Annotated in this window: 14 protein-coding genes; 6 read left to right on the top strand and 8 right to left on the bottom strand. The window is 47.0% G+C overall.

From position 1 onward, the window contains the following. Nucleotides 1-50: 50 nt before the first annotated feature. Nucleotides 51-590: a hypothetical protein gene (locus HQ865_RS24570; RefSeq protein ID WP_173417441.1), complete on the bottom strand. Its 540-nt coding sequence runs from the start codon at nt 588-590 to the stop codon at nt 51-53. Nucleotides 591-843: 253 nt separating this feature from the next. Here HQ865_RS24570 and HQ865_RS25890 point away from each other — a divergent pair, with 253 nt between their 5' ends. From HQ865_RS25890 to HQ865_RS24580, 3 genes are all read left to right on the top strand, one after another. Beyond that, the gene (locus HQ865_RS25890) at nt 844-1,689 is read left to right on the top strand and encodes a hypothetical protein (protein WP_202020427.1); all 846 of its coding nucleotides are present in this window, start codon (nt 844-846) and stop codon (nt 1,687-1,689) included. After that, a complete protein-coding gene (locus HQ865_RS25895) occupies nt 1,610-2,221 on the top strand; it encodes a DNA/RNA non-specific endonuclease (RefSeq protein ID WP_202020428.1) in 612 nt (203 codons plus the stop codon). The genes HQ865_RS25890 and HQ865_RS25895 overlap by 80 nt, the downstream gene beginning before the upstream one ends. Before the next feature lie 77 nt (nt 2,222-2,298). Further along, the gene (locus HQ865_RS24580) at nt 2,299-2,451 is read left to right on the top strand and encodes a hypothetical protein (protein WP_173417442.1); all 153 of its coding nucleotides are present in this window, start codon (nt 2,299-2,301) and stop codon (nt 2,449-2,451) included. Nucleotides 2,452-2,652: 201 nt separating this feature from the next. Here HQ865_RS24580 and HQ865_RS24585 read toward each other — a convergent pair whose 3' ends face one another. The 4 genes from HQ865_RS24585 to HQ865_RS24600 form a co-directional block, all read right to left on the bottom strand. Next, a complete protein-coding gene (locus tag HQ865_RS24585) occupies nt 2,653-4,179 on the bottom strand; it encodes an IS1182 family transposase (RefSeq protein WP_173413881.1) in 1,527 nt (508 codons plus the stop codon). Nucleotides 4,180-4,290: 111 nt separating this feature from the next. Beyond that, nucleotides 4,291-5,841 (bottom strand): Rne/Rng family ribonuclease, encoded by a 1,551-nt coding sequence (locus HQ865_RS24590; RefSeq protein WP_173417443.1) that lies wholly within the window; start codon nt 5,839-5,841, stop codon nt 4,291-4,293. A 220-nt stretch (nt 5,842-6,061) separates the two neighbouring features. Further along, nucleotides 6,062-6,910, bottom strand: coding sequence for a tetratricopeptide repeat protein (locus HQ865_RS24595; RefSeq protein ID WP_173417444.1), 849 nt, complete (start codon nt 6,908-6,910; stop codon nt 6,062-6,064). A 12-nt stretch (nt 6,911-6,922) separates the two neighbouring features. Continuing rightward, nucleotides 6,923-7,222: an HU family DNA-binding protein gene (locus HQ865_RS24600; RefSeq protein WP_173417445.1), complete on the bottom strand. Its 300-nt coding sequence runs from the start codon at nt 7,220-7,222 to the stop codon at nt 6,923-6,925. Between the two features lie 157 nt (nt 7,223-7,379). Between HQ865_RS24600 and mutY the strand changes: the two genes are divergently transcribed. Continuing rightward, nucleotides 7,380-8,423 (top strand): A/G-specific adenine glycosylase, encoded by a 1,044-nt coding sequence (gene mutY, locus HQ865_RS24605; protein WP_173417446.1) that lies wholly within the window; start codon nt 7,380-7,382, stop codon nt 8,421-8,423. Between the two features lie 23 nt (nt 8,424-8,446). Continuing rightward, a complete protein-coding gene (locus HQ865_RS24610) occupies nt 8,447-8,869 on the top strand; it encodes a single-stranded DNA-binding protein (RefSeq protein ID WP_237073591.1) in 423 nt (140 codons plus the stop codon). 791 nt (nt 8,870-9,660) lie between these two features. Here the strand turns inward: HQ865_RS24610 and HQ865_RS24615 are convergent. The 3 genes from HQ865_RS24615 to HQ865_RS24625 are packed head-to-tail and all read right to left on the bottom strand — an operon-like array spanning nt 9,661 to nt 12,019. After that, nucleotides 9,661-10,806 carry an NAD(P)/FAD-dependent oxidoreductase gene (locus tag HQ865_RS24615; RefSeq protein ID WP_173417447.1) on the bottom strand — a complete coding sequence of 382 codons (1,146 nt, stop codon included), beginning with the start codon at nt 10,804-10,806 and terminating at the stop codon, nt 9,661-9,663. 11 nt (nt 10,807-10,817) lie between these two features. Then, nucleotides 10,818-11,210: a hypothetical protein gene (locus HQ865_RS24620; RefSeq protein WP_173417448.1), complete on the bottom strand. Its 393-nt coding sequence runs from the start codon at nt 11,208-11,210 to the stop codon at nt 10,818-10,820. A 26-nt stretch (nt 11,211-11,236) separates the two neighbouring features. Next, nucleotides 11,237-12,019, bottom strand: a complete 783-nt coding sequence (locus HQ865_RS24625; RefSeq protein ID WP_173417449.1) for a S1/P1 nuclease — start codon at nt 12,017-12,019, stop codon at nt 11,237-11,239. Between the two features lie 274 nt (nt 12,020-12,293). On the opposite strand from HQ865_RS24625, the gene HQ865_RS24630 reads away from it, so the two are divergent. Continuing rightward, nucleotides 12,294-13,421: a FecR family protein gene (locus HQ865_RS24630; RefSeq protein ID WP_173417450.1), complete on the top strand. Its 1,128-nt coding sequence runs from the start codon at nt 12,294-12,296 to the stop codon at nt 13,419-13,421. Nucleotides 13,422-13,428: the final 7 nt, after the last annotated feature.

The raw sequence follows: 13,428 nt of genomic DNA on the forward strand, positions 1-13,428 counted from the left end.
TAGCTAAAGTACAGTCTTTGCAGTTTAAAAAAGCAGGAGATGTTTACTATTTAATATCCTGTTTTGGCGTGAGGTGGCCGTATACGATTTAATGGTAGTGGCGGGATGGGAGGTGGGTTTTGATAGGTAGTTTCAAAAAAAACAGGTTTATTAAGTGGCACCAGCCTGATGGTATCCGCATTTTCCTTTATCCATTTAGAAACCTTAACTACCGCGCTTGTATCATGGTATATACGTATAATGCGTTTTTTGCGACCATTGTAACGGATAACCAACTCCATAAATATCATATCTTGACCGCCCATGGATGTCGAATCGGGAATTGTTTGATATTTTATCGCGTCGAAATGGCGGTTAAGGCTATCCCAAAATGCCTGGCTTATCTTGCCCTGATAGTATAGCTGTTTACGGCTCCCCGTGTTTTTTAAATAATGGTAGGCCAGGGTGCTATCTATACACATTGCATCGCCATAAAAACTCCATGCACCGCTTCGGGCCAAGGTTATTTTGCTGATGGTATTAGCTGCCGGATTTGGTCGCTTGCATGATAACAGCAGGATGGCAGTAGTGAGAAATAAAAGGTAACGCATAATGGGTTCGTAGAACAAGATACAAAAAAGAGCTTGTTTTGGTGCCTCTTACTTATGATACGAATGCCCCGCCCCGACACCTAAAAGTACAGGGTTACCCTTATGTTACCCCACCATTAAATATTGCATTTGTGCCTAATTGTTTAAACCCCGGCGTTGTAAAACGATAACATTGCCTGGCTATATTGCGTAATAGTAAATGATATTTTACTTAATACTCCTATTGTTTATTCGAAAACTAAAAAACCATCTTATGAAATTAAAAAAACTGTTACTGGTAATGCTGGCGGCCATGGTATTGGCTTCCTGTTCTAAAGACGCGCTGATCGATACGCAACCCCCTGCATCGGGTACTGCCCCGGTCGATATGGCGAAGCTGGAAGTGAACACTATCACCCAAACTTTTAGCGAAACTTTTGAATCGGGCACTAAAACGGCTTATGCCATCGGCAACGTTACCCTGTCATCAGGCACCTGGAGCATGGACGATGCCCTGATCGGCAACACCACATCCGACCCGAAGAACGGAACCAAATCGGTACGCATCCGCAATACCGGTAAACTGACCATGGGCTTTAACGTAATTACCGGCGCATCTACCGTAACCATTAAACACGCGGTTTACGGCAGCGATGGCAGTTCGGCATGGCAGCTTTGGGTATCGAGCAACAGCGGCAGCAGCTATACGCAGGTAGGCAGCACTATTACCACCAGCAGCAGCACTTTGGCTACCGCTACCTTCACCGTAAACCAGGCCGGTACGCTGCGCTTCGAGGTGCGTAAAACTTCGGGCGGCACTAACCGCATCAATCTTGACGACTTTACCGTTAATAGCTACGATAACGGCACAGGCGGTGGCGGGGGTACAGCTACCGATAACTCTAACCTGCTGCTGGGCAACCCAAGCGGGGCAACCAACAGCATTGTTTTCACTACCAATTACCTGATGGACCAAACCTACTTCACCGAATCGTACAACCGCGACCAGGGTAAACCAAACTGGGTAAGCTGGCTGGTATTTGGGCAGCACATCTTTAGGTTCTACGGCCCGCCAGGACGATTTCCGCGCGGATACCTCATTACCAAGCGGATGGTATGAAGTAGGCTCAACCAGCTATTCGGGTTCGGGTTTTGACAGGGGCCACAATTGCCCGTCGGCCGATAGGACCAGCACCGTTGCTGCTAACCAGGCTACGTTCCTGATGAGCAATATGATGCCGCAGGCGCCGAACAATAATCAGCAAACCTGGGCCAACCTTGAAAATTACGAGCGCACACTGGTGAACGCAGGCAGCGAGCTGTATGTTGTAGCCGGATCGTACGGAAGCGGCGGTACCGGTAGCAATGGCGGCACTACCACCACTATTGATAACGGCCACATCACCGTGCCAGCCCGCACCTGGAAAGTAATTGTGGTGCTTGCCAACGGCAATAACGATTTAAGCCGTATCACCACCAATACCCGTGTGATAGCTGTTGATATGCCGAATATCAACAGCATTAACTCTGACTGGACGCAGTACATTACCACGGTAGACGCGATAGAAGCCGCTACTGGCTATGACATCATGTCGAATGTATCGAGTACCATACAGGCCACTATCGAGGCCCGCAGGGATGCGGGGAATTGATGGCACAAACTTTTGCAAAAGCAACAGGTCATCCCGGACTTGTTTCGGGGGGGGCATTTGCATGGTTTAAACCTTGCATGCCGGACCTGTATGATGGGATGCTGAAAAAAGTTCAGCATGACGTGTTTGTTTTTCCGCTGAAGCCTCACCCTGCCCTCTCCAGAGGAGAGGGTTCCAAAATCTCCCCCTTTGGGGGAGATTTAGAGGGGGCTTTCATCGGCATGTCATAAAAACCATTAGAGGCCGCCGGGATTATATTACTCAGCATGACGTAATTTAACCAAAAGAGGCCGTCTCATAAGTCAATTATGAGGCGGTTTTTTCGTTGATGCCGATTTAGATGAGTTATTAGGAAAGCGGGACTGTATCAGCCTGCTTTCGATTTTTTTGAGTTGGTTCAGGTGTTTTTATCGGATAAAAAGCCTTTTTTATCAGGCTTTCCACTTTCTGAGGTTATGTGCGATGGATAATAACCCTATTTCGACCTCGGTTTTGGACATTCCCTTCAGCAGGAATCGCCTGAAGCCGTGATTATGCTTCAGGTTGGCGAACACCGGTTCGACATCTGCGGGCCGTCGCTTTCGGTATTTGATGCCCTGTTCGGTATTCAATCTTTCTTTCGCTATCTGCTTGTGTATTCTAAGGCTGTGGTTGATCTCCACCACGCGGTTACCGGCTGCTTGGTGACAAACGCCCCGCATGGGGCAGTTTTCACAATTCTGCGCCTGATAGCGGCTGATCAGTTGCACATAGCCGGATGTGGAGACCCGCTGCCCGGTGCCGATATGCTGCATGTGTTGTCCCATCGGACATACCAGGTAATCTTCCTGTTCATTATAGTGCAAACTGTCATTACCGAATGCTTTGATGCCTTTATTTTGTTCCTGGTCGAACGTGTTGTATTTGATATAAGCTTCAATGCCTTTTTGCTGTAATACGCCATAGTTCTCGTCCGAACCGTAGCCCGCATCGGCCACTACCGCTTTTGGAAGTGCATGATATAAAGTTTCGTATTGTTCGATGTGTGATGGAAGGGTCTGGTAATCGGTTGTGGTTTGGTGCAGGCTATAGTTCAAGATGAACTGCTCCTGGGTGGAGATCTGCAGATTGTATCCGGGTTTAAGCTGCCCGTTCAGCATAGGGTCTTCTTTCATCCGCATGAAGGTGGCACCCGGGTCGGTCTTCGAAAAGCTGTTGCGACCGCCTAACAGCTTTTCCTGCTCGTCATACCGGGCCAGGTTCTCCGGCCAGTGCTTTTTGGCATAGTTCAGCTTCTGCCTTACTTTCTTATCGACATCTTCCTTATCGTCCAGGGCGGCGTTGATCTTTGAGATCGTTTCTTTTACTTTTTCCGGGTTGATCTCGCTGTATTCCAGCGGTGCGGTGTCTTTAAGTTCTTCGGCAGCGATGGTTTGCGCATAACTCCACAGTTCATCCAATTGGGCTTTCATCTTCTCCTTGCTGTTCTTAATGCTTTTGCCCCATACAAAAGTGTACTTGTTCGCTACCGATTCGATCTTGGTACCATCGGTAAAAACAGCTTCTTTCAGCGAGACGATACCTTCCTGCTGTAATAACAATACGATCTGTGAGAAGATCTCCTTTAAAACACCCGACAGCTTCTCGCTCCGGAAACGGTTGATGGTATTGTGATCAGGCTTTTTCATGCCTAAAAGCCACATGAAATGTACATTCTGCGCGGCCTGGTCTTCCAACTTCCGTGAAGAATACGTGTTGGTCAGATAACCGTAGATCAGCAGCTTGAGCATCAGCCGCGGATGAAAGCTGGATGCCCCGCCGCCTTTATACTTGCGGTTAATCGGTTTAACATCTACCTGATCGACCACCTTCGATACAATACGTACCGGATGACCCTGCGGTACCAGTTCCTCCAGTTTATACGGTAAAAAGGTTAACTGGTCAGGATCATATTCCTTAAAGACTACTTTTCCTCCCATGCCTTTAAGTTACTGAAAATTACGCTCAAAAACAAAGAGGCTGCCTCGCTTTTGAGACAGCCTCTTTTGGTAATGCCTTTTCTGTCTTCCGGACTTTACCGTCTTTCCGGACTACAATTTGATCTCCTCGTCCTTAGTGTTAAAGAAGTGGAACTCGGTGATCTGGTAATTTGGGTTCGATTTAACTTTTATCCACTGGCTATACTTAAAGTACCATTTCATCTGGCGGGTGATCAACCCCTTTTTAATATAAGCCTCGATATAAGGGTGAACGGCAAGCGTGATATTCTTTTCGTTCTGTTCAACCAGTATATAGTTAAAGTTATTCTCGATATCGTCCATCAATAATATCGTAGGGCGGATGGCGCCTGTGCCGTGGCAGGTAGGGCAAACCTCGCTGGTAACGATATTCATTTCAGGGCGCACACGCTGACGGGTGATCTGCACTAAACCAAACTTGCTCGGTGGCAGGATGGTATGCTTAGCCCTGTCATGCGACATTTCGGTGCGCAGGTAATCGAACAGGTCCTTGCGATTGGTTGGCTTATGCATGTCGATGAAATCGATCACTACAATACCGCCCATATCGCGCAGGCGCAACTGGCGGGCTATCTCGCGGGCAGCCTCCTTGTTCACCTGGAAGGCATTCTCCTCCTGGTTCTCTTTGTTGGCTGTTCGGTTACCGCTGTTCACATCGATAACGTGCAATGCCTCGGTATGTTCGATAACCAGGTAAGCGCCGCCGGCCAGGTTAACCGTTTTGCCGAACGCGCCCTTGATCTGCTTCTCGATGCCGTAATGCTCGAAAATCGGGTCCTTATGTTTATGAAGGCGTACAATGTTCTCCATTTCGGGAGAGATATCGTGCACGTACGATTTTACCTCTTCAAAAATCGAGGTCTCGTTTACATAAATGTGCTGGAAATCCTTATTCAGCAGGTCGCGCAGGATGGTGCTGGTGCGGTCAATTTCGCCCAATACCTTTTTAGCCGGCTCGGTTGATGGCAAACGGGTGATGAAAGTCTCCCATTTGGTAATCAGGTCAAGCAGGTCTTTTTGCATTTCGGCCACGCCCTTTCCCTCGGATACGGTGCGGATAATTACGCCAAAATGCTTAGGCTTAATGCTCTCAATGATCTTACGCAGGCGGTTACGCTCGGTATTGCTCTTTATCTTTTTCGATATGGATATCGCTTCAGAAAAAGGGCAAAGCACCACGTAGCGCCCGGCTATAGATATATCCGAACTTAAGCGGGGGCCTTTAGTACTGATAGGCTCCTTTGCAATTTGTACCGGGATCAGCTGGCCCTTGGTTAATACCTCGGATATTTTACCCGATTTATTAATGTCGGCTTCCAGTTTGAAATTATCCAGCAGTTTGGCCTGGTAGCCGCCGCTTTTAACCTGTTTGGTTAATTTAAGCAAGCTTTGTACCTGTGGACCAAGATCTAAATAATGCAAAAAAGCGTCTTTCTCGTAGCCAACATCTACAAAAGCAGCATTTAGGCCGGGCATAATTTTTTTAATGCGGCCTAAATAAATATCACCAACAGTATAATTGTTGTTGATGTGCTCTTTATGAAGTTCTACGAGTTGTTTATCCTGTAGTAAGGCAATAGTAGCCCCGTTGGGGGTCGAATCGATAATTAATTCTTTTATCAACTGCTACTCCGTTTCTTAAACCAGGCAGGTGCCCGGTTATTGAAGGTAAACAATAAAATAACAACCCTTAAAAGCAGGGAAATAAGCTATTTATAAAAATAGCTTATTTCTTTTTGTGCCTGTTTTTTCTCAAACGTTTTTTGCGTTTGTGGGTGGCCATTTTATGTCTTTTACGTTTTTTACCGCTTGGCATAGTGTTAATTTTTTAAATGTTAAATACTTAATTTTTTAATTCTTTTATAAAATCATCGATGCGCTTGCCGGCTGTCGGGTCCTGCATCAGTTCTTTACATTTTTGGTAAGCCTCAATCGCTTGCTGCTTTTCGCCTAATTGCTTGTAGCTTTCGGCCAGGTAGAAATAAGCCTCTACCTCAGGCTTTTGCTCAAGAATGGTCTTGAACCTGTTAACGGCCTTATCATACTGTCCCGATTTAATAGCGAACATCCCCAAATTGAAGTTCGCGTTACGGTTTTTCGGATCTTTAGCTACCACCTCAAGCAACAGGCCTATACCTGTCATTGGCGATGGCGCGCCGCCGTTTACATCAGCCACACCTAAACCGGCTTTCGCGTCAAGGTTATCGGGCTGCATTTTGGTGGCATGCTCAAACGCTTCAACCGCATTAAGCACCATAGCCGCCTGTATGGTCGAATCCTGGGTGAACTTGTAGGCATCGTTAAAACGGTTGCCGGCGTTCAGCCAGTCTTCAAATTTGTTTTGCTTGCGGGCAAGCTCCATGTAATAATAACCTGCAGGCGCGGGCTGATTTACATCGTCCCACTTGTGGGCCAGTTGCCTTTGCAGTTCCTGTAGCTTTTCGCCTTCGGCGTTTTTTAATTGTGTTTCAAGGTCGGTTATCTGTGCCGATAATTTATCGCCGATAGCTGTTTTGGCCGTGGCCGATAACATCTCTACACTTACATTAACCGCGGGTTTGGCCGATCCGGCAACCATGCCGTTGTTCGGTTTTTCCTCTTTGGGTTTTACTAAACCCTTAACAGGCAGCGAAAACAAATAGCCAACAATAACAACTACTGCTGCAATTACGGCTATTTGTTTCCCTTTCATACCTGGTTAAAATTATTTTGCTGATTTGGTTTTGTTACCGGTGCGTACCTTTTCTACAAAGGTTTTAGCCGGTTTAAAGCTTGGCACAAAGTGCTCGGGGATGATGATGGCAGTATTTTTTGAAATATTGCGGGCTGTTTTTTTAGCACGTTTTTTAACAACAAAACTACCGAAACCTCTTACGTACACATTCTCACCACTCACCATAGAGGTTTTAACTACTTTGAAGAACGCCTCAACAGTTTCCTGAACGTCTACTTTCTCAATACCGGTCTTGGTCGAGATTTCAGCTATAATTTCTGCCTTAGTCATATCTGATTTTCCTTTTTATTTTATGTAATTACTTAACTGTTTTGGGGTTGCAAAAGTATTGCTTTAATTGGAAAGATTGAAATAAAAGATGATTTTTTTCAACATGCCCCGCAAAACGTTACAATAGGCTGTTTTTGATTGCGTATTTTTGTTAGCTATGCAGCTTTCAAATCAACTGGTACAATGGTATCATCAACATAAACGCGACCTGCCCTGGCGCCACACAACCAACCCTTATGTGATCTGGTTATCCGAGATCATCCTGCAGCAAACCCGTGTAGAACAGGGCTTGCCGTATTTCAATCGCTTCCTTGAAAAGTACCCAACCGTCAGCGATTTTGCCGCCGCAACCGAAGACGAGGTGCTTGCCCTGTGGCAGGGCCTGGGCTATTATTCGCGCGGGCGCAATATGTTGGTAACTGCCCGGCTGGTGCAGGAATTACATGGCGGCGTGTTTCCATCAAGCTGGGAGCAACTCATCAAACTAAAAGGCATAGGCGAGTATACGGCCGCAGCCATCGCGTCGTTTTCGGCTAACGAGGCCAAAGCGGTTGTGGATGGTAATGTGTACCGTGTACTGGCGCGTTACTTTGGCATCAGCGAGCCTATTAATAGTACTCAAGGCAAAAAAATATTTCAGCAGATGGCTGATGAAATGCTGGACCGTGAGAACCCGGCGCTGCATAACCAGGCCATGATGGAGTTTGGCGCTATGCTGTGCAAGCCTAAAAACCCCGCCTGCGGTATTTGCCCGGTGCGGGAGGGATGTTACGCCTTTAAACATAATGCTACAGCGACATTGCCGGTAAAAATTAATAAAACAAAAATCCGCGAGCGGTATTTTAACTATTTATTAATAAAAAACGACAATGAAATACTAATGCACAAACGCGGTGCAGGTGATATATGGGCTAATATGTATGAGTTGCCACTGATTGAAACAGAACAACTTATGGAGGTTCATCACGTGCTGGAGACGCCATCGGCGAAACCATTTATCGGCGGAAACATACGAATTAAGGCCGTATCGCAAGTTTATAAGCATGTGCTTACCCACCAGCGCCTGTACGTAAGATTTATAGAATTGGATGGTTTTGAAAATGAGTTAGAACAAGATTATTTTTTCACAGAAGTAAAAAAATTAAAAAATTTAGCGTTACCTCAAATCATTTTTATATTTTTAACTAAATTTTTAAATTAAAAACTAATTCCCTGTTTTAAACTATGTCTGGAATAAATAAAGTTATCCTTGTTGGGCACCTGGGTAAAGACCCCGAAATTCGTCATTTGGAGGGAGGGGTTGCCGTAGCAAGTTTCCCGCTGGCTACTTCAGAGACCTTTAATAAGGATGGCCGTAAAGTAGAGCAAACCGAGTGGCACAACATTGTGATGTGGCGCGGACTGGCAGATGTGGCTGCCAAGTTTTTGCAAAAGGGTAAGTTGGTATATATTGAAGGAAAGATCCGTACCCGGTCGTTTGAAGACAGGGAGGGGGTGAAAAAATACACTACCGAAATTGTTGCCGAAAATTTTACCATGCTGGGCCGCAAAAGCGATTTTGACGATGCCCCGCAGCGCGCAGGTGCAAAGGCCGACGGCGCTGTAACTGATTTTGGCCCCGCTGCCGATGATGACCTGCCCTTTTAATTAAAGTATTACCAATTATTACCCCAAAGAAAACGCCCGGCAAAAGCCGGGCGTTTTCTTTTTTACTACATCATTGCGAGGTATGAAGCAATCTCTACACTCAACAATTTGTTATTGCGAGCGATAGCGTGGCAATCTCATAGGATGATTGGTCTGTGCTATAAATTAACGTCCGTCTGCTCATAGCCGCAGGGGCCTAGTTACTTTTTTCGTGGTGTTTTTTGTTTTTTAAAGCACTCAAGAGGGCTACGCCGTTTGGCTTAGGCCCAAAAGTAACCAAAAACCCAAGTCATAAAAAAGCTTCAGCCCGCCCTGCGTGAGCAGCTTTACGCCGGAGGCGGCTGCTCACGGCATTCCCGCCAGCGCTGGCCCGCTTTTATGACAGCCCCACGCTCTTTTTTAGAAACAACTCCGAGCGAAGCAAAGCTCCGCTCGGAGTTGCACCGTGTCTTCTCCATCCCGACAGCAAAACGGCTTCCGGGCGAAAACGGGCAGAACATGGTAGCCTGTGGGCGGGAAAGGGCATTAGCCTGGTGCTGAAGCGTAGGCTTGAGAGCGCGATAGCGGGGCATCAGGGTTCAGCCCTGTGGTTCTGCTTGTTTTGCAGGGCAATGGCCCTGTGCGGCAAAGGAAGCATTTTTGCTGTCTTGACTTTTGGTTACTTTGTGTCGAAGACAAAGTAACTAGGCCCCTGCGGCTATGAGCAGACGGACATTAATAAGGTGCCAACAGAACATTAAAACACAGACCTTAAAACGAAAAGATTGCTTCGTCCATACAGAACGAAGCGGTTAAACACCCATCGCCAGCAGCGCCACTTCTTCCCCAACCAAACTCCCCATCGCTACACCCATACCATTACAACGTACAGCGCAGTAAATACCGGGTTGTATTTGTTTAATAATAGGGGAGATATCATCGCCAAAGCCCATAATGCCGCTCCATCGGGTGTCCACTTCGAATGGCTGCCCGGGAATGATCACCTCGTGCAGGTATTTTAGCAGTTGCTGCTGCACGGCATCGGTATGTCCAAATTCGGGGGTCTCCTCGGCAGCGAAATCAAGATTGCGGCCGCCGCCGAACAGGACGCGGTTATCAATATTGCGGAAATAGTAATAGCCCCGGTTAAAGTGGTGGGTGCCCTGTAGCTTTAGATTAGGGATGGGTTTGGTAACCAAAACCTGCCCACGGCCTGGTACAACATCCAGCCCGGGGAATAATTGCCGGGCAAAGGCGTTGGTGGCCAGTATTACTTTTGCGGCGCTGAAGTTACCATGGCCGGTTTTGATAACTACACGGGCATCTTCGGGCAGCACTTCGGTAACCGGGCAATTATTTAGTACAATGGTACCGGTTTGATAAACCTTATGTAGCAACGTACGCATCATATGGCCGGTATGGATCTGCCCCTCGAAGGGGTTATAAACGATATGCCTTATCCCCTTAAAGCCAAATTGATCTATCCTGTCATCTGCAACAGAATAAATATCATTTTGCCCGATAACGGGTTGCAGCAGATCGTTGATCTGATCGATCTGACTGATGCAATCGGCGGCATGGGCGGCCTCGTTATCCATAAAAAGTTCGTGGCCGCCGTATTGGTGGTAACGGATATTGTCGTCGCCAAGGTTTTGGCGCAGGCGTTGCAGGCCCCGCCATTTATAATTGGCCAGGCGCGCGGCTTCATCCGGGCCAGCCTTGCGGATATATTCCAACTGTTCGGACAGTGTACCGAAGCAGGCGAAGCCCGCGTTTTTAGTACTGGCGCCGCTGGGCAAAAAGCCACGCTCCAGTACCAGTACATTAGCGCCCGGCTGCTGCTTTTTAATGGTAAGCGCGGCGCTTAGTCCCACCAATCCACTGCCGATGATGATCACATCGGCATGGCCGGTAAAAGCGGTTTGCTCCCAGTATGAGAAATTATCAATCACAGCCATGGGCCGTTGCGTTAAAAACCGGCTTTTGTTTTATTAACATTGTCGATCATTACCAGCTTTAGCTGTTTCGGATCGTTCACTATAATTTCGGGCTTGCCTTTATAGTCGATGATCTTGCCGGTAACGGTAACATCCTTGCCTTTGTAATCGGCTTCGGGGTTGCCTTTAAATTTGTCCTTATCGGCGCCAGGGATCATAATGGTGAGTACCTGGTTGGGGTTATAGCCGCCCATATCAAGCAAGGTCATTTTGCTGTTCTCGAAATATTTACCGCCGAATATTTTATCGGTAATGCTGACGGTTTCGCCAATATGTTTGGCCGCTTCCTTAGCGGGGATAACGGTTTGTGCCCCGGCCTTGCCGGCTAATACGGCGAATAACGCGATGATGATCAGTTTTTTCATAACGTAAAGATACAGGATTTAGCCTTTTACTTATATATGCTGTTTAACACCCCGGCAAGACGGATGCCTGCCTGTAGTAATCGTTTTTGTACAACGGGCATGGCAATGTTATAATAATCGTCGGTAAACTTTGGGTTTTTGGCAGCAGCAGCGTAGATCTGTTCGCTCACCAGGTAGCTTTCGTACAGCCACTTCATCATATCGTCGGCCTGCCATTTGGCAATTTCCTGCGGTGTAGCTTTGTCGTATTCGGTAACCATCGTACTTACCGGCAGGGGATGACGCGCGATCAGGCGGCTATCCCACAAGCTGTGCAGGTTGGTCGGGTCGCCGTTGAAGGTTACCTGCACCAGGTTACCGCCTTGATCTTCGGCATGGCTTACGTGCATGGGTTGATGCAGATCGCCCACCAAATGCACCACAAACTTTAAGGCCATGCGCCTGTAACGTAACGAGGTGGTATCGCTTTTCAGATCGCCGATGCACTTTTGCAGGGCCGTATATACATTAGGTGCCTTTGCGTTGTTCACCGCAGTTATAAACTGATCGTAATTATAACCTGCCGGGAGGTTGATATAATGCCATGGCCCGGTACTGGCAAAAGCCGGATCGGCAGAACGTACTTCATCGGCCCAGGTGCTGATATCGGCCAGCGAGGTATCGCCGATTAATTTCCGGATACCGGCCTGGGCGGCAGGTGTTAAATGGTTAGTTGCGATTGTAGCGACGGTGCGGTGGCCAACAACTCCCCATGATACCAGCACAAGCACGGCGATGACGGTTATTGTGGTAAGAAATATTCTTTTCATGATTGTAAATATCGGCATAAGTAGATTAATATATTATGAAGACGCCCGGCTATTATGTTATTTAAAAAGCGCTGTCATTTTTATAATTTGCAGCATTTCCATATCGCAAGCGATGATGTGTGCCCCTGTTTTCTTCTTTTGTACAAGTACATTGAGCCGGTATTTTGAGGTTCCCACCCCTTTTTAATTTTTTTCAGTTTCATCTACCCCCTACGCGCTGCTTAGCCGTCTTAATACTGTTTTAACACTATATCTACCTTTTATTAATAATTACATGAGTAAAAAATATAATGCAGAAGAGTTACTGGTTAAGTATGCCGAGGGTACCTGTACCGACGAGGAGCTGGCTATGCTGGAAAACTGGTACCTGCAAACACCGCCAATATCAGACAAGGTTACGCCTGAAGCTGTAGCCGCGGCGAAAGAAGATATCTGGGCAAAACTGCCGGTGCACCACAACACACAGGCAAAGGTTATTAAGTTAAACCCGGGGCTTAGGATATTATATAAAATCGCTGTTGCCGCTTCTGTAATTTTAATTTTAGGTGTTGGCTACTGGCTATTAAAAAGCCCGGATAGTATACAGGTAGCTAAAAACGAAAATCCCCTGGTAGTGCCGGGCAGCCAGAAAGCTACGCTTACATTAGCCAACGGGAAGCAAATAGCGATTAACCGTTCTAAAAAAGGATTGGTAGCCAATACCGAAGGCGCCTCGATTGTAAAAACCGGTGATGGAAAGATAGCCTACCAGGCCGAAGAAACAGCAGTGAGCTGGAATACCTTATCCATACCGGCAGGCGGGTACTTTGCCGTAACCCTTAGCGACGGTACCCGGGTATGGCTTAACTCGCGGTCGAGTTTGAAATACCCTACAAGGTTTACCGGTAACGAGCGTAATGTGATACTTACCGGCGAAGGCTATTTTGAGGTAGCCCATGATAAAGCGCATCCGTTTACGGTAACCACCGACAAGCAAAAGGTAGAAGTACTGGGTACGCACTTTAATATTAATGCCTACACCGATGAAGACGCGACAACCACTACGCTGTTGGAAGGAAGCGTGAAGGTTACCAATGCCAACAGTATCAGTAAATTACTAAAACCGCAGCAGGCCGCTACAGTAGCCGGCAACGATATACTGATAAATAATTGCAATGCCGAAAACGCGATAGACTGGGTAAGCAACGATTTTGTGTTTGCCAATAAAGATCTGGATGCGATCATGCGCAAAATATCACGCTGGTACGATGTTGATGTTTCTTGCCCGAAACGCCTGGAAGACCTTCAGTTCTCCGGCTCAATTTCGCGGACAAAGAATATCCAGCAGGTACTGGAAATAATGGAATCGACCGGAATGGTGAAGTTCAAACTTGAAGGGAGGAGGGTTACGGTTATGCAATAAAACCTCT

The sequence above is a fragment of the Mucilaginibacter mali genome, from assembly GCF_013283875.1.
Taxonomy (GTDB): domain Bacteria; phylum Bacteroidota; class Bacteroidia; order Sphingobacteriales; family Sphingobacteriaceae; genus Mucilaginibacter; species Mucilaginibacter mali.